Source organism: Candidatus Accumulibacter sp. ACC003 (genome assembly GCF_907163085.1).
Classification (GTDB): Bacteria; Pseudomonadota; Gammaproteobacteria; order Burkholderiales; family Rhodocyclaceae; genus Accumulibacter.
This window is the reverse complement of sequence record NZ_CAJQTX010000006.1, coordinates 302,095-323,330: the sequence shown is the minus strand read 5'-3', so window position 1 is coordinate 323,330 and position 21,236 is coordinate 302,095. Positions and strand designations below refer to the sequence as shown.

Sequence of the window (21,236 nt, the reverse complement as noted above, 5' to 3'; positions counted from 1 at the left end):
CGTGCGGCAGGAAAGCCTCGGAGCTGGGTCAAGGGCAGGCTGCGGCTTTTTGCAGCCTGGCGAAGCCTCCCTTGACGCAGCGGAGGGGCACGAGACTGAGGGGTGGCAGTAAGCGCGGCAGTATCGGGCTTACTGCCATGGAGACCGGTACTCGTGTGTGTGTCGAATTCGCCCCGATCGCCGCTTCAGCCACTGACCATCGTGACCCTCCCGGCGCGCGCTCTGGGCGCGAGCGGGCGAGCAGGTCGGCGGCCGGCGAGCGCGCAAATGCACGCGCCGTCGCGCCTTCAGGACGCAGAGGACTCGTCCGTGGCGATGTTCCTCGACGCCGAGCGTTTAGCCGCCGCTGTCGAGGCCTCGGTCGCGATCGTCGCAGCGCTTTCTGGCTCACTGCGCAAAGACGGTCCGCTCAAGCGCAGAATGATGCAACGATGCTGAAGTCGGTCGAGCAGCGCATCGACGAGCGGCTTCCTCTGAAACAGCTCGTACCAGTCGGGCAGATCGAGATTCGTCGTGATCAGCGTTGACAGCCCCAGGCTATAGCGCTGATCCATCAGGCGGAAGAAGGCGTTGACCTGTTCCGGCTTCAGGTTGAGGTAGCCCAGTTCATCGATGGCGATCAGCGGCATGCGGCACAACTGGTTGAGCAGGCCCACCGTCGAGCGATCGGCAAGCGAGGCATACAAGGCGTCGAGCAAAGCCTGCGCGTTGAAGAAGCGTGCGCGATAACCGTTCAGACACGCTTCACGGAGCAATCCCAGCGCGATCCCGGACTTGCCGGTCCCCGGCGGACCGATCAACAACACGTTCTCGCCCCGGCGCAGGAATTCCAGTCCGGCCAGCGTCATCACCTGCGCCTTGTTCACGCTCGGCTGCCGCGCAAACGGAAACGACTGCAAGGTCCACGGCCAAGGCAAATGCGCCTGGCTCAGGCGATAAGCCAGACTCTTCTCACGTCGGGCCGCGTCTTCCGCGCCGAGCAGACGGAAGAGCACCTCCGGAACCGGCGTCCCCTGGCGCTCGGCCAAATCGAGTTCCGCATCGAGCACCGCCGCCATCCCCGACCAGCGCATCTGCCCAAGCAAAGCCTTCAGACGCTCACGCATCATCACCTCCATCGTCGAGATTGAAGAAATCCCCCGCCACCTGCTGCAGGATCATGTGCTCCAGGCGACCCATGTCGAACAGACCGAACTGCAGCGCCTGTGCCACGGCTGCCAGCAAAGGCTCCTTCGGATAGGTCCGCTTGAAGTCCAGCAAGCGGCGCAGCGGTCGCACCCCCCGGCCATGCGCCTGCCGGACCAGCGCGGCGACATACGCATCGAGCAGCGGGTCGTGCCCCTGCAACAATGTCGCCTCGCGAGGCGGCGTGCGCGGCCGCGGCTGCGGGGTCGGGTGATGCCCGGGGAGCTTCTGCTTCGTATCGCGCACGCCAAGCAGGCGGGCATGCACGGCGAGCAGTTGCTCACCCCGGCAGACCCTGACCTCGGTGGCATACAGATAGACGCTCAGCGCCTTGCCCACCCAGCGCTCGGGCACCGAATAGCGATTCGTCTCAAGCGACACGAAGCCCTGCAGATCGACCACCCGCTCGACGACTTGATAGACCGGCGGCAGCACCGCCGGCAGCGGCTGCAGGCAAGGCCTCTCGACGGCGTAGGCGGCGCTTGGCGCCACCCCCAGAGCGCGCTTCGGTTTGGCATTGGCGACGTTCTCGCACCAGGCCAGCACCTGCGCGTTCAGGTCGGCGAAATCGCGGAACGTCCGGCCGGCCAGGAAATTGCCTTCGATCCAGGAAAAAGGTCTTTCAATCCTCCCCTTCAAATGAGCAGCCGACTGCACGTGATGCAGTCGATGGGCAAGAAGTCTTTCAGGTCACCCATCCCTTCCACCCCCTCTTCGGACGCGAGTTCGTTCTGATCGAGCGGCGCAATGCCTGGGGCGAGGAGCGCGTCTACTTTCACGATGACAGTGGCCGGGTACGCCGCCTGACGGCCGCCTGGACCAACGCGGTTGCGCCAGATCCGTTCGAGAGGGTGTCGGCCGGACGCTCGCACTTCCGCGTCGACCACCTCTTGCACCTCGTGGCGCTGATTGCCCGCCAGAACGAGGCCAAGGGTGCCCTCAGGGCGCGTCCGCGGTCGCGGAAAGTGTCAAGTAAATAATGCCGTCGATGTAAAGACAATTATGCCTTGTTTGACGAGGCCAGGCTCGTGGTCCGGCCTCTAGAAGGCGTATTGGCGGGCATATAGTGGATAATAATCCTTGGGTTATCGTCAGATTCTCACAAATATCCCTTGACGTCGTGCAATGTTTGACATAATTTAAATTACACATGGCCCACTCCTTCAAACCCGACCTCAAGCTCCTTGCGCTGGCAGAGAGCGGCACCGTGAATCCGCATGCGCAGGACGTGCAGGATGCCGCCTTCATCGGCAGCGATTTCTTCGATGCGCGGGATTTGGTGCAGGTGCGTTACGAGATGCTGCGTCGGGTACGCACCGAGGGTCAGAGCATTGCCGACATCGCGACGCGCTTCGGGGTCTCCCGGCCGACTTTCTACAAGGTCCAGGCAGATTTCGAACGGGCCGGTCTGGCGGGGCTGCTGCCGGCTAAACGGGGACCGCACGGACCGCACAAGATCACCGCCGAGGTGATGGCCTTCATCGAAACGGCACGCACCCAGGAAGAAGGCCTGGAGGCCCAGGTTCTGGTCGAGAGGATCGCGCAGCACTTCGGGCTGGCCGTCCATCGGCGGACCGTGGAACGGGCTCTGGCCCGGAGCAAAAAAAAACACCCATGAAAGCCGCTACGGTGATCGGTGGCCACACGCTGGCCGAGCGTTACGAGTCCTTGCGGCAAGACGTGGTCGAGTTGTGCGGGCGCGGTGTGCACGGGCGCGCGCTGCTGATGTTCAAAGGGATGGCGGCCTGGATGCGCGGCGCGGACGAGACCGCCCCGCGTCCGATCCCCGCCGCCTCGCCAAGTGAGTCGCGCTTACCGGCGGGGATCGAGCAGAACCTGATTCATCTCGTCGCCAACATGACGCTGGCGATGGCAAGGGAGAGCCAGCCATGATGGGTGAGACACACGCGAAAGTGCAGGCACGACACCTCAAGAGAAATGCCTATCTCTACGTGCGCCAGTCGACACTGCGCCAGGTCCTCGAGAATACCGAGAGTACCAAGCGCCAGTATGCTTTGCGCGAGCGGGCCGTGGCGCTGGGGTGGCGTCTCGATCAAGTCATCGTCATCGATTCTGATCTCGGGCAATCGGGCGCGAGTGCAGTGGATCGCGAAGGTTTCCAGCATCTGGTCAGCGAGGTCGGTCTGGGGCGGGCGGGAATCGTCATGGGCCTGGAAGTGTCGCGTCTGGCGCGCAATTCGACCGACTGGCACCGCCTCCTGGAAATCTGTGCGCTGGCCGACACGCTGATCCTGGACGAGGACGGGGTGTACGACCCGGCGCACTTCAATGATCGCTTGCTGCTCGGTCTGAAGGGAACGATGAGCGAAGCCGAGCTGCACGTCTTGCGGGCCCGGTTACGCGGCGGCATCCTCAACAAGGCACGCCGTGGCGAACTGGAGATGCGCTTGCCGATTGGCTTTGACTACGATCCGGCCGGGCGCGTCCGTCTGGATCCCGATGTCCGTGTTCAGGAAAGCCTGCGCCAGTTCTTCCGGACGTTTCGGCGCACCGGCTCGGCGACGGCGACGGTCAAGGCCTTTCGTGCCGAAGGGCTGAGCTTCCCGCACCGGATTTACCGCGGCCCCCAAACCGGCGAGCTGTTGTGGACTGATCTCGAACACTCGCGCGCGCTATGGCTTCTGCATCATCCGCGTTATACCGGCGCCTTTTGCTTTGGACGCACGCGCGTACGCAAACGGCCCGACGGTTCTTGCCAGCATCAACGGCTGCCGACGGAAGAATGGATCGCGCTGATTCGTGACGCCCACCCCGGGTACATCACCTGGGACGAGTACGAGCAGAACCTCCAGATCCTGCGTGACAATACCCAGGGGCCGGCCGCGGGGCGTGATCGGGGCCCGCCGCGTGAAGGGCCGGCGCTGCTACAGGGATTGCTGATCTGCGCCAAGTGTGGTGATCGCATGACCGTGCGCTATCACCTGCAAGGCGCACGGCGCGTGCCGGATTATCTCTGTCAGCACCACGGTGTCGCGCATGCCGAACCTATCTGTCAGCAGATCGTGGGCGGCGAACTCGACGCGGCCATCGGCCGCTTGCTGGTGGAGGCGGTGACCCCGGTCACCCTGGAGGTGGCGCTGGCCGTGCAGAAGGAACTGGAGAGTCGCTCCGAGGAAAGCGACCGCTTGCGCCGTCAAGCCGTTGAACGGGCACGCTACGAGTCCGATCTGGCACGCCGCCGGTATATGCGCTGCGATCCCGACAACCGCCTGGTCGCCGACTCGCTGGAAGCGGAATGGAACCAGGCGCTGCGCAACCAGACGGCGGCCCAGGAGCACTACGACAAACAGCGCGAGAGCGAGACCGGGCTCGACGACCAGCAGCGCGCCGCCATCCTGGCGCTGGCGAAAGACTTCCCGCGACTGTGGAACGATCCCCATACGGCTGACCGGGAGCGCAAACGCATGGCTCGCCTGCTGATTGCCGATGTCACCTTGCTCAAGGAGAGCGGGGTCCGGGCGCAAGTGCGCTTTCACGGCGGTGCGACGCACACGCTACACCTTCCCCCGCCCAAGCCGGCCTGGCTGCTGCGCCAGACACCGGCCAAGGTGGTGGCCGAGATTGACCGACTCCTGGAAGATCATACCGACGGCGAAATCGCCGCCTTGCTCAACGGCCAGGGCTTGCTCTCGGGCGAGGGCAAACCCTTGCATCGCCTGATGGTTCGTCACATCCGAATGGCCTATGCGCTCCCCAGTCGTCATGATCGCCTGCAGACACGTGGCTTGCTGACCCTGCATGAAATGGCACAGCGTCTCGACATCTGTTCGGACACCCTCAAATACTGGCGCCGCGCCGGCCTGCTCAAAGCGCACAAGTATGACGACAGGGGCGGCTACCTCTTCGAACTGCCTGATTCTGACACGCCGATCAAGCATCAACATCAAGGCAAAACCACAGGCAAATCAACCACCCGCGAGGGAAGTTTCCCCGCACATACCGCATGAGGTGCAATATGCAGCACACTCCTTGCGATCGGGTTTGTTCACCGCGTGCGCGCGGAAAGCGAAGCCCAGCGTACGTGCCAGGGCGACCATCTCGGGCGCGAACACGGCCTCGTCGCCGGCCCCGGCGACGACGATCACGCTGGTATTGTCGATGACGCAGGTCGGGCAGCTGCCGGCCATGAAACGGACGGCTTCGAGCAGGAACTGCTTGGCTTCGAAACGCGTGAAACGCGGAAAGTACTGAACGAAGAGCCGCCGCGAGTACGCCAGGATCAGTGACGCGCATTGCGCCGTCAGCGGCTTGCCGGCCAGGATCACGCGATGCGGCGAGGTGTCGTGCTGCATCTCCTGGCGAAGTAATATTCGCCGGCGCGTTTCGGCGGCGTGCGCAGATCGGCTTCGCGGATCCAGCGGGTCAGCGTGCTGTAGCCCGGACGCAGGTCCAGCTCCGCCGCCAGCATCTCCTGGATCCGCACCCCATTGCCGCGCGCGCGCTCGAAGGCCGAGACCAGCCACAGCCGAACCGGCGCCGGGCACGCGACAGGCGCCGGGCACGCGGCTGGCCGCGCACCCTCTGCGGTATCGGGCGGAGCCGCCACGGGCGAGCGCAAGATACGGCGAACGGTGTTACGCGAGAGCTTCAAGAGCCGGCTGATCTCGCGCAGCGCCAGACCTTGCTGATGCAGTGTCTGCACGGCTTGATGAATTTCGGGCGATTTCATCGGGGCATACCTTCCTCAGATGGCACTGGAGAGACGCCAGCGCCAATTGCAAAGCGCCGACCGCGGCGGTGATGGCGGGCGGCAGCTCCGCTGGCGAGGGCGCCAGGGCGAACAGACGCCGAGTCAAGCGGGCGCCCACCGCGTCGAGAATGCGGATGTCGGCCAGCACCTCGCCTTCTGGACCCTGGTGCAGGCGCTCGGCGCTCTTCTCGTCGGCCTTGGCGGTCAGCGAATTGAGCAACAGTTGCGGCGCCTCGACCATCCGCTCGCGCACCGTCCGCGAAGCGCCTTGATAGTGCGCGAACCAGGTCGCCAGCTGCCGGGTCGTCAGCGGCGTCGTGTGCAAACTCTCCAGTAGCTGTTCGGCATGGGTGTTGTTGGCGCGCGCCAACGGGCCGAGAATCCGCACCGCCGCCCAGGTCGAGACCTTTCCCTGGCGTATCGCCGTCAACACCGCGTCCGAGAGGACCGTCACCAGTTGCAGGCGGCGACTGACCCAGCTCACGTCGCGGCCGCAGCGGCGGGCGATTTCATGCTGGCTCAGGGGGCCGCTGGCGATCAGTTCGCGCAGCAGCAGCGCTTCTTCGATCGGCGCAAACGCGCGGCTGCGGGTTCGTGCCAACACGCCCAGCAGGCCTTGCACCGGATCGCCGTCCCAGCATTCGACCTCGGCCGTATCCCGGCCGAGTTGCCGTAACGCGGCGACGCGTCGATAGCCGTCGAGCAGGATCGCCGAGTTTCCCTCGCCGGCGACCGCGATGCACGGGACGAGCTGGCCATTGACCGCGATCGACTGGGCCAGACGCGTGATCGCCGCCGTATCCAGCACGCGAAGATCGGCGTAGCGCAACTCCAGGCGGTGCAAATCCAGAGTCTGAGCCGTAGCGGCCGTGTGATCCATGCGCTTGACCTCCTATGGCATCCAGCTTAGCGAGGCGGCCACCGCAAGGCGATCGAGTCCTCTCTTTGCAAGCCGCGGCAGGGGCCTCATGGCGAGGCGCAACCGGCTGAAATAACGGTGATTTCGACCATCCACGCGTCCATCTTTGCAACGCCGGTCGGGGCGGGCGCACGTTCCCGCTGCCGGGCCCGATTGCGTGCGACGTACTCCGGATGCTGATCTCGATACGTGCGCCAGTAGTCGGGGTGACGCTCCGCCCAGGCCTTCTGCGCACGCTTCTGGTTCTCGCGATAGTCGGGATCGCTCTGGCGCTTGGCCGCCTGCCAACGCCGTCGCCGTTCGCGCTGGCACGCGGCGGCGGAACAAAAGCATTGGTCGGGATTCCGCGGACGCGGCCGGAACGGCTGACGACACGCCTCGCACTGTCGGAATTCCATGACGGTTTCTCCCCACACGACGTCGTGCGGGAAGAATGGGCCTGTGCCGTGCTTCCTGTCGCGCTGCCGGAGATCCGGCGAGGCTTGAGCGCAACCTGGCGGCGGGCGAACTGGGCGGACGCGGCGAGCTTGGCGAAGGGGGGCTTCAGCGCGCGATCAGCAGAGCGGGCAACCGGGCTTCCGCCCGCTGACGCATGGCCAACCGGCGTGGCCTACCGACCGAGCGTGGGGGGGCTACGAAGTTCGGCTCCCGGGAATCGCTGCGGACCTCAACCAGGGCACACTGGGTCACGCTTGATGGGTCAGCTTTGGTGAGCAAGAGCGGGTCAGTTCCGGGGAGCGTCAAGGAACAGGCACCGTCTGGCCCTGGAGGGAGCAACTCTCGAGCATATAAAGGCTAGCCACACAACACGAGCCGTTGAAGAAGAATGGCTTCCCGGCGTCCGACGACGAGCGTGGGGCGATCGCCGGTTTCTACGCCGTGGCGGTGTTCAACGATGGCTCACGCACCTTCCACGCTTTGTCGAAGGAGCAGGTCGAATGGGTACGTGACCACTCCCGCGGCTACCAGATGGCGAAGAAGAACCGAAAGGAGAGTCCCTGGGACACGCATTTCGTTCCGATGGGCCTCAAGACGGCGATTCGCCGCCTGTGCAATTTGCTACCGAAATCGCCGGAGCTGGCCATGGCACTGGCCATGGACGAAGTGTCGCTGTCGATGCCGTCGGCTCTATTTGCGAGGACAGTCTTCATTTGTTGCTCGCAAAGTGCCTGAATTTTTACGCCGCCTTTGGAAGACCGAATTTCGGGGACGTTGCTGGTCAGCATATAGGCGATGAATTTCTTGATGTTGAAGAAGACGGTGCGCCCCTCCTCGATGGCCCGCACGATGGTCGAAAAGTTGTCGTCCATCAGCACCAGGTCCGCCGCCTCTTTCGCCACCTCGGTACCGGATACGCCCATATTGGCGTTGTTCAAAGCCGGTGCATCGTTCACGTCATCGCGCCCTTCTTCTGCAAACCCTTGACGATCTGAGGCTCCTGAAGGGGCGTGCAACGTGCGAATACCAGCTCGCTGCCTGTCCTGCAGGACGTGCCGTGACTGCGAGACCTGTAGACCTCTTTTTTTCCGGTTTTTCCCCTTTGCTTGACGCAGATCAAGCTGGAATTGCGGCGAGCCAACTACCGTGAAGATGCTCTGGGCATAGCCTCAAAGGCACGATGAAGTGCTCTCGCCAAGAGAGGAAGACTCCCCGGTTTTGCCGGGGTGGCGGTAGTGATTTAATGTTTCCTGAAGTCCCTGAGTTGGTTGTTGGAGAGCTTCTTTCGGTCGTGACGGCGGAGCTTTCGACTTTGGATTGCGATACAAGCCCCTGTTGAGCGAACCGCAATCCCGAAAGCCCTTGACTGTGCCAGGGATGGGAACCTTAGGGCGCGTGGGGGTTGGAGCCCTCTCGCGAGTGGCGGGCGCCGTCAGGGTGCCGGCCGTGTCGTGTTGAGAAAGAGAGCCGTGGTCGCCCTGCCGCGCCACTTTGCCGAGACAGTTACGGAGACATCATGTTAATTGCACTGAAATCGATGGCCAACGGCAAGTTCGTTTGTGCCGAAAATGCCGGCGCGAAATCGCTTATCGCCAACCGCGACGCGGTGGCCGAGTGGGAGACCTTCGACTTGATCGACCTCGGCAACAACCGGGTCGCTCTACGGGCGATGGTCAATGGCAAGTATGTCTGCGCCGAAACCGGTGGCGCCGACCCCCTGATCGCCAACCGTGACCGGGTGGGGCAGTGGGAAACCTTCGAGAAGATTCCCGTCGCGCCTGGTCGATACGCGTATCGTGCCTTGGCCAACGGCAAGTATTTGTGCGCGGAGAACGGCGGCACCCTGCCCTTGATCGCCAATCGGCCGAAAGCGGGGCAATGGGAAACTTTTGAAGAAATCGCGGTACGCGGCAAGATGTTTGCACCCGACGTGCACGGGTTCAGGTTCCAGAATGACGGTTTCAAGAACGACGTCTTTCCGGCACTCAACATCCAGACCGACGCGCTGTGCGGTGGCATGAGCTATGCCGCGCTTGATTACTACTTCTTGAACATTCCGGTTCCCGACCAGCCCTTCCGCCCAGCCTCCAATACCGCCTTGCGGCGGTATCTCTATGATCGACAGGTGGAATCGCTGACCAGCAATCTCGACAAATGGGCCGAGGTCTACTTAAACCCCTTCGGCGCGCGCAATACGGAATTTTTCAACTGGGGAATTTCGGCGGGTCGCATCGGCGAAATGCGGCAGTTCATCGACCAAGGAAAGCCCTGCGTCCTCTGCTTGAAGAGCGTCGGCGACCTGGGTCATCAGGTGATCGCCATCGGCTACAAACTGGGGCGCTACAAGTGTGATCTGGGCCCCTACCTTGAAGATTTCGAAATCTACGTCTATGACCCGAACCGGGCCGGCGTTGTGCGCACGTACATTGCCGACCGCTCGCGCCAGGTTTTTTGCCCCAAGGATCAGCCGGACGTGCAGTACCGCACCTACTTCGTGGACAAGAACTACCAGGTTCGCCGGCCACCAGCGGTGCGCAGCACCAAGTACCCCAATGACGAGCTGGTGTACGAGGTGGTTCTTCAGTTCGCCACGGGGCCGGATGATTTGCGCGGTGGCAATGACAATGTCGACCTGGTCGTTGTTTTGGCCGACGGCACGCAGCAGACCTACCGCAACATCAACCTCAACGCGCGCTGGGGTCCGGGCTCCAATGAGTTCGCCCAGATCGTTCTGCAACGCGCCGTGCGCAAGGATCAGATTCGCAGGCTCATCGTCAGCACGACCTTCGGCGGCGGCATTTCCGGTGACAACTGGGATATGAGCGCGCTCACCGTCTATTTTCTCGGCGGCAGCTTCTTTCAGTCGCGTAAATCAGTCGGCGGCAAACGCTTCACCGGCGACGACAAGGTACTTACAATCGCCTTGTAGTGGGTGGGTGAATCGCTTGCTCGCGGGAGGCAGCCGTTGCCGCTCGAAATCCTTCACGGCTCGGTTGTCTCTTAACGACCCTTGCAAAGTTTTCCATACGGGTCGGATCTGGGCGTAGCGAAAAGATCGGGGCAGCCGTTCGGCGCAAGTTCTTCCCGTACGTCCGGTCAAGGCGCTATAGCGGCTGTCCACGCCATGTGCCGCCAACGGCCGCTCCGGCCGAGGACCCAGATGGTCGTGACCGGCAGCTGTATGATCAGTAAGCCGCCATTGAGGATGATAAATGCATCAGGCGGGTATGGGTCGATTGCCGTCACCAAACCACGACAACTCAGTGGCCGCTCCCAAACCACAAGCGGCCAGCCAGACCAGTTACTGCTGAGGCCGAGCGCCAAAGGCCGGATCTGACTGAGAGCAGTCGTTCAGATTCTTCAGGCCACTGGCAGGAATCGACCCGTTGCTGCCGTTCAGGCTCTTGGCGTCAATGGCGGCAATGCAGCGGGAACGGCCAGTCAGGTCAGTACAACATCAGGCAAGTCTCGGCCACGACCGGCCATTTGAGTTCTGCCTCCAAAGCGCTCTTTCTCGCTGAGAAGTGGTGGTGGAGCAGTACCAGCGCGGTGAAGGGGTTGACCATAGGGACCCATAGGGGTCCTCCTAATTGAACAACAAATTGCTTAAAGGGCCCCAAAGTCATTGGGCCGCACGGTCCACGATCTCCGACGGACTTGATCACGGCCCCGAATGCCGCAAAGAACATCGCAACGACGAGAAGGCTTTCGTCGACAACGGCTGGCACCTGCCTCTATTATTGAATCCATGGGCGATCATTGAACAGTCGTTGTGCGGACTCTGGCACGTTGAGAATGCACCCTGCCCACGCCGAACACTCTGACAAGGAAGGATGCTCGCATGAGTAAGTTGGCTGTTGCCGGCCGGTCTGGCGTGCAAAATCACGTCACGATCGCATTCCCGATAAAATCGCCATCGGACGCGAAGTCGCTGGCAGACAAGTTGCCCCCATTGATGCCTGCACTGCTCGAGGCGACAGAGGCCGCCGGCACCGTGCATTACTCCCGGTTCGTCGTGTTGAGCGACAAGACCCTGCTGTTTCTCGCCGACATCGACGGGGAAGTCGCGGAGTTCCTTGGACATCTCGCCAAGCAAGCTGGGCCGGTATTTGACGCCATACTCGGCTGCCTGGAGAGCCCGCCGCCCGCGCCCGTGGCCGACAATGCCGACGCATTCATCCAATGGACACGTGCGCATGCGCTGGACCCTGTCGCTGTGTATACGTCCAATCCGACCGCCACAGTGCGAGAAATCAAGTCCCAAGCGGCGGCGGCGGGTGTTACCGGTGCGAGCGAGCAGCTTCCATTCCTGGTCATCATGCCGCTCAAGGGGAAGGTGGCCGAGCTCGCGTTGGAACAGGTGGTATTTCGCGTGGCAGGCTCCACGCTGGTCAATGGGTCGGATACGGTTGGAACGTTGCATTTCGCCCACTTCGTTCCGCTCGAGGACAGCAAGCTGGGCTTCTTCACCGTCTACGACGGTCCCTTCGACAAGTACATCCAGGATTTTGCGGAGAAGCTCGGGCCGATCTTCGACCTTTTGTTCAAGTTTGTCATCGACCCGCCACCCACGCCAAGCGCAAAGAATGCCGATGCGTTGGCCGAGTGGGTGGCAGCACGCGACCTGCAACCGATCGGGTTCTATAAGGCCTATCCCGGGTTGACCGTGCAAGACGTGAACGCGCTCCTTCCCGGCTAGTGCGATTGCGACGGCCCGCTGCAGCCGCGCTGTGCGAAAACCAACCCTTCGGCCTGGCATGGAGAGATCATGGGCACCGTAGACGGTAACGTTCAATCACCTTTCTTCCTGATTTTTCCAGTCAAGTCGGCCTCCGACATGCAAACCCTGGCGCTAACGCTGCCTCCGCTGATTCCCAAGCTGTTCGACGCGGCAGATATCATCGGCACATTGCACTTCGCGCGATTCGTCGTTCTGGGCGAAACGACACTCGCCTTTGTGAGCGAGTATGACGGCGAGTTGCGGGACTACGTCATGGATTTCACCAAGCATCTCGGCCCAATCTTCGACACCATTTTCGCTCACGTTGTTGACCCTCCGCCGACGCCGGTCGCGAAGAATGCAGAAGCGTTGCTCGAATGGGTTAAGGCGCACAATATCGAGCCGCTAGCCTTCTACAGCGCCTATCCGAACTTGAGCGTTGGCGACATCAAGACATTGGCCATGGCGGAGCATCGGTGAATGCCATGAGCACGAGCAAGCTCGATCTCGAAGACATTCAAGGCTTGATACTGCGCGGGTATCGCATGCCAATGGTGCGATACTACCTGCTGAAGGTGAAGACGCCCGCGGCAGCGCGCGCCTTACTCGGGCGGCTGGTAAGTGGCGAGGAAAAGGATGCCCCGCAGGTCACGACTGCCGAAGAGTGGCAGGTCGGGTTCGCGCCGGGGCCGGGCGATGACCCGTCGGCAAGCCCGTGCCGCAGACCGGACTATTGCCTCAATGTGGGCATCACGTGGCCTGGGTTAGTGGCACTCGAAGTAAGCGATCGCGTTCCTGCCCTTTCGTTCAAGTCCTTCACGGCGTTCGTTGAGGGGGCGGCGCAGCGCGCCGAGCGGGTTGGCGACAAGGGACTCAATGCGCCGGAGCACTGGATCGGCGGGTTCGGAACCGGAAGCGACCACGTCATGGTGACGCTGCACGCCTTGAGCTTTGAAGCGCTGCGAAGCTACGCCCTGCGGCTTACCGCTCTGTTCGAGCAGGGAGGTGCGTTCGAGCAGCTCTGGCACGGCGATGGCATGGCCCTCCTCGAAATTCAGGACGGCAAACCGGTACCCGTGCCAAAAGTTCACTTCGGCTATGTGGATGCTATCAGTACGCCGACCATTCGCGGCGGACCGGAACCCACTCAACCCGACCACCAAGAGCCGTGCGAGCCATGGTTGTTCGTGCTCCTCGAAGAGGCTGAGAATTATTACCTCCCAGAACCACCGCAGCTCGGGAGGAACGGCAGTTTTGGGGTTTTCAAGATGATGCGGCAGGACGTAGTCGGGTTCGAAAGCTTCCTGCAGAGCAACAAGGACACGATCAATCCGGAACTCCTCGCAGCGAAGATCATGGGCCGCTGGCGCAATGGCGTGCCCCTCGCACTGTCGCCAGATACGGACTCACCCGAAGGGGGTATCTCACCTGAAAGACTGAACGACTTCGAGTACGTCAATCAGGATGGGTCGGGTGATCCCAGGGGGCTGCGTTGTCCTGTCGGGTCGCATATACGCCGGGTCAATCCCCGCGGTCAGCCTGTAACGGGCCAAGGACGGCCCGGTGGGAGCAATAATAGCCACCGCCTCATACGGCGCGGGCTGCCCTATGGACCTACTTATATTCCTGGCCAGCCGGATGACGGAATCGAACGCGGGTTACTGGGATACTTCGTCAACTCCAACATCGAGAACCAGTACGAGTTCATCCTGAAACAATGGGTGGACGACGCTGCATTCGTTGGCTCCGTCCGGCTCAATCCCAATTCCAAAGATGTCGTGATCGGGCACAACGACGCCGCCGGAAGCATATTCGAGATGCCTCAGCCGCAGGGGCCGCCGCTACGGATCAACGGCTTCTCGAACTTCGTGACTACGCAGGCGGTTGCCTACTGCTTTCTGCCGAGCGTCACGGCGCTGAAATTCATCGCCGGCTTGTGAGTGTCGCGCAGGAACCACAGCGGTGCGTGTTGTCAAGGCATCAGGATGCATTTGGCAACCAACGTTGCCGCGGGGAAGAAAGGTCTGACGCTCACCATCGTGGCATGACGTACGGCCCAATCTTGCGGTCGACCTGACGCGCTGGTTCGGGATGTCCATTTCCCGCCTCCTAAGGGTGACTCAAGTCTATGTCATCCTTGGCAGGCGAAATCTGAGGGCAGCTCACACCAGAAAGAGCTTGGTTTCTTGTCACCGACCATATCGCATTGGACAATCGCGATGCGACCTGCATGCGCCTGCGGTGAGGCGATTCACCCGCCGCGCCGGTGAAGCAGAACGTTCGACGTCTGCTTCTCAATAGCCTGACGGGCGGTGTCGGGTCGTGAGGAGCCTGTCCGATTGCGTTGGTGGGCAGGTGGCAACCCAGCCATCAACGGTCATTGCGACTTTTCAGCGCCACGTCCGCAGCAGGCTGGCGAGAGCCGTTCGGCGTTGGCGCCTTTCAAGACGATCTAAGCGAAGTCGGTGCCTGTGGAGTTCGACGTCGACCGTCGCCACCTGGGGGTAAAGCGGTGGTCGCGAACATTCGAATCGGTTCGCAGGTAAAGCTGCGGGCCGCCTCGTGGGAGGCTGCCCGCGTGTTTTCAAGTCGAAGGGTTAATCCATGGCTTTCTTGAGCGCTTCGGCCGCCGCCTTCTGCGCCTCCGCCGTCATCTGCGATGGGCCGAGCTTGAAGGTCAGCTTCTCAATCGTGCCGGTGAACTTGAAGGGCAACTCGTAGCTGTCGTCCACTCCCGATCGCGTATCCAGCCCCACATCGAAGGTCTCGTCAATGGACATGTGCGGGTAAGTCTTGGCCTGACCCCAGTCCTCATAGTGCAACAGCTGCTCGGCCTCGGGCAGACTCAGAATGCCGTTATAGGCGGTCATCTGGTTGAAGGTGCCCTCCAGAGTGCCTTCAGCGCTGGTGCCATTGTCGCCGCTGATGTAGATGATGATCGTGTTGTCCAGCTTGCCCATGTCTTCGACGGCTTGAATGACACGGCCGATCTCGTGGTCCGTATAGGCGACATAACCGGCGAAGTTCTCCGCTTCGCGGGCATACAGTTTCTTCTGGATCTCGGTCAGCGAGTCCCACTTCGGCAGCTTCGCGCCGGCGTACTCGGCCTGACCATCCGGCCACGGGGTGAGTTGGGTGTTTGCCGGAATAATGCCGAGCCGTTTCTGGTTGGCGATGATTTGCTCACGCAGCTTTTCCCAGCCCATGTCGAACTTGCCTTTGAACTTCTCCCGCCATTCTAGTTTGGGTTGATGCGGCGAGTGCGTACCGCCGGGCACGTAGTAGACAAAGAACGGCTTCTCGGGTGCGGCCGCGTTCAGGTCGCCCATGTACTTGATGGCCTCGTCCGCCATGTCGGTGATGAGGTTGTAATCTTTCTTGCCGACGAACGGAAAGATCTGCGTGTGATCGCGGAAAAGATAGGGCGTCCACTGGTCAGTTTCGCCGCCCATAAAGCCGTAGAAATATTCAAAGCCCATCCCGGACGGCCACTGGTCGTAAGGGCCGGCCACGCTGTACTGATAGGTGGGCGTGTTGTGGTTCTTTCCAAACCACGAGGTGGCGTAGCCGTTGTCGCGCAAGATGGTGCCGATGGTTGCCTTGTCGGGAGTGATGACGGAATCGTAGCCCGGAAAGCCGGTAGACATTTCACCGATCACGCCGAAGCCGACCGAGTGATGGTTACGACCGGTGATCAGCGCCGCCCGCGTCGGCGAGCACAGCGCGGTAGAGTGGAACTGCGTGTAGCGCAAGCCGGCCTTCGCGATACGATCCATGGCCGGTGTCGGGACGACGCCACCGAAGGTGCCTGAAACGCCATAGCCCTGGTCATCGGTCATGATTAGCAGCACGTTGGGTGCGCCTTTCGGTGGCACTACCCGGGGCGGCCAATACGGTTTGGAATCCGGGGCGGTTTCCTTGATGACGCCGCCGAACTTCAACGGCGGAGGCGGCAGTTGGTTTCCGTTGATGACTTGCGTGGCGCTGGGCGAACCGGGCGTGCCGATGATTTGCTGGGCGTGGGCGCTGGTCAGTGCCAGTGCGCTCACCAGCGCCGCCATGAGGAAGCTTCTTGTCTTCATATCGTTCCTTCCGTTTTCCAAGGATAGGGATGCCAACCGCTTGCGCGGAGTATCGCTATCGAGCGGCGGCAGGTCAATCATTAGTTCTCGGCACGAACAACCTCAAGGCAGCGAAATTCTTAGTGTCAGATAGTAGATTCTTCAGCGACTGCAGAGAGGAGAGAAATTCCCGCCAACAAACCGCCTCTTGCGAGCTGATTTTGCCTCGGCCACATCTCCACGTCATGATACGTCACCGCCTGCTTTCGCTGCATTGCTGTCGTTCCCCCTGAATGACTGACCGGCGGCTTGTGGCCGGCTGCCGACCGACGCCATTCTGCGCCCACCGGCTGATTGCCGGCGCATAGCGGTCGGTCAGGCGAAGAAAGCCACAGGCGCAGCCGAATGACCGCTTACGGCTGAGCGCTCCAGGCTAACGTCGTCGGCTTTCAAAAAAAGTCGCGACCGTCTGCTCATCGCTGAAAGCCACCAAATGAGGCCTCCCTCAGGCCTCTCCAGACAGTGCTCATCTACCCATCGCTAGGCCGCGCGGTCAACTAAGGAGCCCGACCCAACCTGCGCCATCAAATTCAGGCGCGCACTCGGCCACCTACTTGTGTCGGACCAGAGAGAGCAGAATGGCGTTGGCGAGTAGCCGGTTAATGATGATGCCGATCCCCTGTGAGCCGCGCCGCTCGCTCGCCCGGCAGGACGAGCTCAAGAGTGGCGCGGCGCGCTGTGCTCGCGCACCCAGCGCGCGAACGTCGCTTCATCAATCTGGCCCGATGCGACGGCGAGCACGGTCAGCGTGGCATCGGCGTGGCTCGCCACCAGGCGCCGGCCGTTGAGCGCGAGAAACAGGCCCACCGCCAGAAAAGCGACGCGCTTGTTGCCGTCGACAAAAGGGTGGTTACGCGCCAGACCAAAGCCGTAGGCGGCAGCCAGGTCGGCCACATCCGGCTGGCCATAGAGCGCAAGATTCAGTGGCCGCGCGAGCGCGGATTCGAGCAGACCCTCGTCACGCAGCCCACTGGCGCCGCCATGCTCGGCCAAGCTCTCGTCGTGCAACAATTCGAGCGCGCACCGGTCGAGCCAGCACCAGCTCACTTGGCGAGCTGGTGGAAGGTGTCGCGGTACTCGTGCATGAACTCGCGCCCGATCTCGAGTTGCTGGTCCAGATCAGGGTCGTAGGGCGTCAGCATCACGCCATTCGCCGCCTCGGTCACGAATACCGTATCGCCCTTCTGCAGCTTGAGTCGCGCCAGCACTTCCCTGGGCAGGATGAGGCCAAGCGAGTTGCCGATCTGGGTAAGCTTGAGGGTGGTCATGGAAGGCTCCACACGGTCGATGTTATAACTTTCGTTATACCAACACAGAGGGTGCAGGGCAAGTGGCGTAAGTATTCGGTGAACCCGTAGCCCCCGCTTTTTTGGTCGGCGTGGTTCAGTCAGCGATTGGCGGGTAGACCGGAAATCTGGACTGGACACAGCAGCGGAAATCCGGCACCATGCGGCGCATGGACACGGGTGCGGACATCATTGGCGGAGGATCGGCGGCAAGTCACCGCCAAGTGGCGCCGTTCGCCGAGGTGTTGGTGACGTTGACCAAGGAGCAGGAAATCAAGCTCCGCTGGGAGGCCAGCTTCTGGCGGAGCCAACATCGACAAGCGCTGGTTCGGTTGGCGCAATCGGAGGCCGCTCATCGGGTGGAAATGGCGCAAGCGGCGGCGCGCGAGGCGGCCTTGCGCAGCGAACTGGAGCAGGCCAAGGGCAAGATCCGCGATCTGCAAAAACGCCTGTTTGGTCGCAAGTCAGAACGCTCTTCGGGAGCCGAGAAGAACCCGGCGGCGGACCAAAAATCGTCGCGAGCTCGAGGTCAGCAACCGGGAGCAGCGGGTCACGGGCGGAACCCGGAAAGTCACTTGCCGACGCAGATCGAGGTCATCGACATCGACTGCCCGCATTGCCCGGACTGTGGTCTGGGCTACGTCGACTTTCCCGGCACGGAAGACAGTGAAGTCCTCGAGATCGAGGTCAAGGCCTACCGCCGGAAGATCTGCCGGCGGCGCTACCGGCGGACCTGTCAGTGTTCGGGCGCGCGGGGTATTCTGACCGCGCCACCGCCGGCACGATTGATCCCGCGTGGAAAGTACGGCGTGTCGATCTGGGTGCACCTGCTGCTGTCGAAGTTCTTGTACGGCCAGCCGACGCATCGGCTTCTGCGAGACTTGTCCGACCACGGACTGACGCTCTCGGCAGGAACGGTGGCCGGCGGACTGCGTGCCTTGGCACCGCTGTTCGAGCCGCTTGAAGAAGCACTGCTTGGCCAACTACGCAGCGAGAAACAGTGGCACGCAGACGAGACCCGCTGGCGGGTCTTTGCCGAGACCGAAGGGAAGGTCGGACATCGCTGGTATTTCTGGGTGTTCCACGGCCCATCGGTCATCCACTTCGTGCTCGACCCGAGCCGCTCGGCGGCGGTGCCGATCCGGGAGCTCTCCGGTAGCGCCGGAGGAGTCATCATCTGTGATCGCTATTCGGCCTACAAGAAGCTCGCGCGAGTCCTTGACCACTTCATTCTGGCTTTCTGCTGGGCACATCAGCGGCGTGATTTCCTGGAACTGGCCAACGCCCATCCGGAGCTCGCGGACTGGGCACTGGCCTGGGTCGAGCAGATCGCTCAGCTCTACCACTTGAATGGACGGCGCCTGGAAGTCCGTAGCGACCCAGTACAGTGGGCCGAACGCGACCGCGCCTTGCGGCAGGCGATCACGCAAATGGCCAGTCAACGGGAAAGCGAACTGGCGAACCCGGCGCTCAAAATGCCGGCGAGCAAGGTGCTGCGAAGCATGCGCAAACATTGGTCCGGCCTGACCGTCTTTGTCGACCGCCCCGAGGTGGCGATGGACAATAATGCCGCCGAGCGCGCACAGCGCACGCCGGTGGTCGCACGCAAGAACTTCTATGGGTCGGGCAGTCTCTGGTCCGGCGCACTCGCCGCGACGATGTTCAGCTTGCTGCTGACGCTGCGCTTGTGGGGAATCAACCCGCGCACCTGGCTGACGGCGTATCTGGAGGCCTGCGCCGCCAACGGCAACCTGCCGCCGACGGACTTGAGTGCCTTTCTGCCCTGGGCGATGGCGACCGATCGACTGGCTCAGATGCGTGGCATCCCGGTCGATCAGAGCCGTCCCATCGATAGCTCGTGAAGCCTTATTGCGGGCGTCACTTTACCGACGACGAACTGCAGGCCCTCTGCCGCCTGATCGAAGCCCATCCTGGCAGCAGCCGCGCGCAACTGTCGCGCCAGGTGTGTGAGCTCTTCGACTGGCGTAAGCCCAATGGCGAGCTGAAGGATATGACCTGCCGGGTGGCCATGCTGCGTATGCAGGCCGACGGCCTGCTCACCCTGCCGGCGGCACGACGGGCCGCTCCTCGCCAACCCGAGTATCTGCCTACTCACGCCACCGATCCACAACCGTTGCTCACCCAGCCGGTGCATGAACTGCCGCCGCTGCGTCTGCATCAGGTCGTCGGTTCGGCGAACTCGCGTCTGTGGAACGAGTACATCGCCCGCTACCACTATCTCGGCCACACGCCCATGGCGGGCAGTCAGAGCCGCTACTTCGTCTTCGCCGGCGAGACCCTGGTCGCCTTGCTCAGCTTCGGCGCCAGCGCCTGGAAACTCGCCGCGCGCGAGCAATTCATCGGTTGGCACGATGAGCAGCGACAAAGGAACCTGCAACTGGTGGTGAACAATGCCCGCTTTCTGATCCTGCCCTGGATCCAGTGCAAGGGCCTGGCCTCCAAGATCCTCTCGCTTATGCAGCGGCAACTGCCCAAGGACTGGCTGGCGCGCTACGGCTACCGCCCCGTGCTGCTCGAAACCTTCGTCGAGACGCCCCGCCATCGCGGCACCTGCTACCAGGCCGCCAACTGGATCAAGGTCGGTCAAACCGCCGGGCGAGGCAAGAAATGCCCCACCAGCAAGTCGATCCTCCCGATCAAGGACATCTGGCTCTACCCCCTTCACAGAGCCTTCCGATCAGTCCTCTGCCGCTAACCCGCCTCGGCAATGGCGCTGGCGCGCTACGGGTTGGCCGAATACTTACGACCAGACAATGACGCGTTCCTCCAGCGTCAGCGTGACAAACCCGCTGAGCTTGTGGCGCTTGGCCCAGTTCTGCAGGGCGGCCAGGCCTGTCGCGGCGCTGGCGCGGGTGGAGTCCTTGACGAAGGCGTTACGTGCGGTGATCTTTGCCTGCAACTGGGTCAGCTTGTCGTCCCGCCGCCGCTCCTCGCGTACCCGCACGGTATCGTTGCGGCGCACGATCAGGCGCTTGTCGCCGTGCTCCACCTCGCACAGATGTGCGTCGAAGAGATCCGTCTGCAACACGCCCTGCTTGAGAAAGGTACGCACCTGGGCGTCAGTCAAGGCGGTGATATAACGAAAGCCCTGCGCCGACAGCGCCGCTTTCCCCTTGGCTTTGATCATTCCCCGGTCGCCGACCAGCACCACCTCGGCCAGGCCGAATTGCTCTTTGAGAATCGTGATCTGACTGGCCACCGTCGTCGGGTCCGCCGTGTTGCCTTCGAAGACTCGCACAGCCAGGGGCTCCCCGTCCTCCGCGGTCAATAAACCGATGACGATTTGCTGCTTGCCCCGCTTGCCGTCGCGGTTGTAACCGTACCGCCCCAACTCGTTGCATTCCCCTTCAAAGTAGCTCGAGGTGACGTCGTAGAGCACCAATACCGGTGGCTGGCCCTGTTGTTTGACATAGGCCTGGTACAGCTCGCGCTCAATGCGCTCCTGCTGGCTCGCCAGCCAGTCCAGCGCCGCGTAGAGATCATCCTCATCAAAGTCGTCCACCCCCAGCACGCTGGCCACCGCGTGCTGCTGCGCCCAGCGCACCGCCGACAACCGCGACCCACCATGCGCGATGCGTGCCAGAATCAGGAACAAGTTGAGCTTGCTTTCCGGGGCCGTGCCCAGCACCCGCGTGATGCCCACCTGGTCAGCCAGATGCTTGAGCGCAAACAGAACACCGAAAATCTCACCACTGGTCATCTCCCCGGACCAATCGTCGAACTCGCCTTTCACCAGACGTTCCATCGCGGTGATCTGCTCCGCAGACCAATTCGTCAGATTGGCGATAGTCCGTGTGCAGACCTTGCCCCCCTCGCGATACGATTCGCGAAGCAG

The 21,236-nt window shown here is 62.2% G+C and carries 20 protein-coding genes and 2 pseudogenes; 11 read left to right on the top strand and 11 right to left on the bottom strand.

Features of this window, described 5'->3' with window-relative positions:
* Positions 1-287: 287 nt before the first annotated feature.
* Both istB and QZ656_RS14735 read right to left on the bottom strand, forming a co-directional pair.
* Positions 288-1,106, bottom strand: a complete 819-nt coding sequence (gene istB, locus QZ656_RS14740; RefSeq protein ID WP_291994101.1) for an IS21-like element helper ATPase IstB — start codon at positions 1,104-1,106, stop codon at positions 288-290.
* Positions 1,099-1,776: a hypothetical protein gene (locus QZ656_RS14735; RefSeq protein ID WP_291993234.1), complete on the bottom strand. Its 678-nt coding sequence runs from the start codon at positions 1,774-1,776 to the stop codon at positions 1,099-1,101. Before QZ656_RS14735 ends, istB begins: the two co-directional genes overlap by 8 nt.
* Here QZ656_RS14735 and QZ656_RS14730 point away from each other — a divergent pair.
* The 4 genes from QZ656_RS14730 to QZ656_RS14715 all read left to right on the top strand — a co-directional run bounded on the left by QZ656_RS14730 (position 1,668) and on the right by QZ656_RS14715 (position 5,153).
* Positions 1,668-2,165 carry a DUF5372 family protein gene (locus QZ656_RS14730; protein ID WP_291993194.1) on the top strand — a complete coding sequence of 166 codons (498 nt, stop codon included), beginning with the start codon at positions 1,668-1,670 and terminating at the stop codon, positions 2,163-2,165. The two genes, QZ656_RS14735 and QZ656_RS14730, sit on opposite strands and share 109 nt — an antisense overlap.
* 170 nt (positions 2,166-2,335) lie before the next feature.
* On the top strand, positions 2,336-2,803 hold the full coding sequence (locus tag QZ656_RS14725) for a helix-turn-helix domain-containing protein (RefSeq protein WP_291993195.1): 468 nt from the start codon (positions 2,336-2,338) through the stop codon (positions 2,801-2,803).
* Positions 2,800-3,078, top strand: coding sequence for a hypothetical protein (locus tag QZ656_RS14720; protein WP_291993196.1), 279 nt, complete (start codon positions 2,800-2,802; stop codon positions 3,076-3,078). The genes QZ656_RS14725 and QZ656_RS14720 overlap by 4 nt, the downstream gene beginning before the upstream one ends.
* Positions 3,075-5,153 (top strand): recombinase family protein, encoded by a 2,079-nt coding sequence (locus QZ656_RS14715; RefSeq protein ID WP_291993197.1) that lies wholly within the window; start codon positions 3,075-3,077, stop codon positions 5,151-5,153. Before QZ656_RS14720 ends, QZ656_RS14715 begins: the two co-directional genes overlap by 4 nt.
* Here QZ656_RS14715 and QZ656_RS14710 read toward each other — a convergent pair.
* The 4 genes from QZ656_RS14710 to QZ656_RS14695 form a co-directional block, all read right to left on the bottom strand.
* Positions 5,112-5,498 carry a hypothetical protein gene (locus tag QZ656_RS14710; protein ID WP_291994100.1) on the bottom strand — a complete coding sequence of 129 codons (387 nt, stop codon included), beginning with the start codon at positions 5,496-5,498 and terminating at the stop codon, positions 5,112-5,114. The genes QZ656_RS14715 and QZ656_RS14710 overlap by 42 nt on opposite strands.
* Entirely contained in the window at positions 5,468-5,797 is a 330-nt protein-coding gene (locus tag QZ656_RS14705; protein WP_291994099.1) for a hypothetical protein, read from the bottom strand. Before QZ656_RS14705 ends, QZ656_RS14710 begins: the two co-directional genes overlap by 31 nt.
* Positions 5,781-6,776 (bottom strand): ParB/RepB/Spo0J family partition protein, encoded by a 996-nt coding sequence (locus QZ656_RS14700; protein ID WP_291994098.1) that lies wholly within the window; start codon positions 6,774-6,776, stop codon positions 5,781-5,783. Before QZ656_RS14700 ends, QZ656_RS14705 begins: the two co-directional genes overlap by 17 nt.
* An 86-nt stretch (positions 6,777-6,862) precedes the next feature.
* A complete protein-coding gene (locus QZ656_RS14695; RefSeq protein WP_291994097.1) occupies positions 6,863-7,213 on the bottom strand; it encodes a hypothetical protein in 351 nt (116 codons plus the stop codon).
* Between the two features lie 418 nt (positions 7,214-7,631).
* Here QZ656_RS14695 and QZ656_RS24145 point away from each other — a divergent pair, with 418 nt between their 5' ends.
* Positions 7,632-7,988, top strand: a complete 357-nt coding sequence (locus tag QZ656_RS24145) for a recombinase RecT (protein ID WP_366522170.1) — start codon at positions 7,632-7,634, stop codon at positions 7,986-7,988.
* A 29-nt stretch (positions 7,989-8,017) separates the two neighbouring features.
* On the opposite strand, the pseudogene QZ656_RS14690 reads toward QZ656_RS24145, so the two are convergent.
* A pseudogene (locus QZ656_RS14690) lies at positions 8,018-8,286 on the bottom strand (HAD-IC family P-type ATPase); the annotation flags it as partial.
* A gap of 483 nt (positions 8,287-8,769) precedes the next feature.
* Between QZ656_RS14690 and QZ656_RS14685 the strand changes: the two are divergent.
* The 4 genes from QZ656_RS14685 to QZ656_RS14670 all read left to right on the top strand — a co-directional run bounded on the left by QZ656_RS14685 (position 8,770) and on the right by QZ656_RS14670 (position 13,913).
* A complete protein-coding gene (locus tag QZ656_RS14685; protein ID WP_291994096.1) occupies positions 8,770-10,182 on the top strand; it encodes a hypothetical protein in 1,413 nt (470 codons plus the stop codon).
* A gap of 912 nt (positions 10,183-11,094) precedes the next feature.
* Positions 11,095-11,952 (top strand): hypothetical protein, encoded by an 858-nt coding sequence (locus tag QZ656_RS14680; RefSeq protein WP_291994095.1) that lies wholly within the window; start codon positions 11,095-11,097, stop codon positions 11,950-11,952.
* Between the two features lie 69 nt (positions 11,953-12,021).
* Positions 12,022-12,453 carry a hypothetical protein gene (locus tag QZ656_RS14675; RefSeq protein WP_291994094.1) on the top strand — a complete coding sequence of 144 codons (432 nt, stop codon included), beginning with the start codon at positions 12,022-12,024 and terminating at the stop codon, positions 12,451-12,453.
* 5 nt (positions 12,454-12,458) lie between these two features.
* Positions 12,459-13,913 (top strand): peroxidase, encoded by a 1,455-nt coding sequence (locus QZ656_RS14670; RefSeq protein ID WP_291994093.1) that lies wholly within the window; start codon positions 12,459-12,461, stop codon positions 13,911-13,913.
* A gap of 831 nt (positions 13,914-14,744) precedes the next feature.
* Here the strand turns inward: QZ656_RS14670 and QZ656_RS14665 are convergent.
* The 3 genes and pseudogenes from QZ656_RS14665 to QZ656_RS14655 all read right to left on the bottom strand — a co-directional run.
* Positions 14,745-16,055: pseudogene (locus tag QZ656_RS14665) on the bottom strand (sulfatase-like hydrolase/transferase); the annotation flags it as partial.
* A gap of 696 nt (positions 16,056-16,751) precedes the next feature.
* On the bottom strand, positions 16,752-17,141 hold the full coding sequence (locus tag QZ656_RS14660) for a type II toxin-antitoxin system death-on-curing family toxin (RefSeq protein ID WP_291994092.1): 390 nt from the start codon (positions 17,139-17,141) through the stop codon (positions 16,752-16,754).
* Entirely contained in the window at positions 17,138-17,362 is a 225-nt protein-coding gene (locus tag QZ656_RS14655) for an AbrB/MazE/SpoVT family DNA-binding domain-containing protein (protein ID WP_169067718.1), read from the bottom strand. Before QZ656_RS14655 ends, QZ656_RS14660 begins: the two co-directional genes overlap by 4 nt.
* A gap of 179 nt (positions 17,363-17,541) precedes the next feature.
* Between QZ656_RS14655 and QZ656_RS14650 the strand changes: the two genes are divergently transcribed.
* Positions 17,542-19,242: an IS66 family transposase gene (locus tag QZ656_RS14650; RefSeq protein WP_291991655.1), complete on the top strand. Its 1,701-nt coding sequence runs from the start codon at positions 17,542-17,544 to the stop codon at positions 19,240-19,242.
* Positions 19,239-20,096: a DUF4338 domain-containing protein gene (locus QZ656_RS14645; RefSeq protein WP_291991636.1), complete on the top strand. Its 858-nt coding sequence runs from the start codon at positions 19,239-19,241 to the stop codon at positions 20,094-20,096. The genes QZ656_RS14650 and QZ656_RS14645 overlap by 4 nt, the downstream gene beginning before the upstream one ends.
* Positions 20,097-20,141: 45 nt before the next feature.
* Here QZ656_RS14645 and QZ656_RS14640 read toward each other — a convergent pair whose 3' ends face one another.
* Positions 20,142-21,146, bottom strand: a complete 1,005-nt coding sequence (locus QZ656_RS14640) for an IS1634 family transposase (RefSeq protein WP_291994091.1) — start codon at positions 21,144-21,146, stop codon at positions 20,142-20,144.
* Between the last annotated feature and the right edge of the window lie 90 nt (positions 21,147-21,236).